1 protein-coding gene is annotated in these 269 nt (G+C 37.2%); it reads right to left on the bottom strand.

Features of this window, described 5'->3' with window-relative positions; genetic code table 11:
- On the bottom strand, window positions 1–161 hold a 161-nt coding region (locus tag ACODJP_RS14090; protein WP_422482570.1), incomplete at its 3' end, for an alpha/beta fold hydrolase.
- Between the last annotated feature and the right edge of the window lie 108 nt (window positions 162–269).

Below are 269 nucleotides of genomic sequence, written 5' to 3'. Positions count from 1 at the left end.
GCAACTACGCGGAAACCTTCTTTAAGGAAAAAAAGCAATTGTGTGTCCCAATCATCTGAACTTAAAGGCCAACCGTGATGAAAAAATAAAACTTGGGCATCGCGTGGCCCCCAGTCTTTATAGAAAATGTCTACGCCATCTTTTGTGGTTACATATCCCATCTTTGTACTCCTGCTGAAAATCTGCTTCTAGATTCGTTATAAAGGTATGAATGTTTATCGTAAGATTAAAGTTAGCTTTAAGGTCAATAGTCTCAATCTTATTGTTAA

The organism is Pleomorphochaeta sp. DL1XJH-081, from assembly GCF_049310885.1.
Lineage (GTDB): Bacteria > Spirochaetota > Spirochaetia > Sphaerochaetales > Sphaerochaetaceae > CAYZJV01.
Note: the sequence above shows the minus strand (reverse complement) of the source record. Positions and strands in the feature narration are given on the sequence as shown.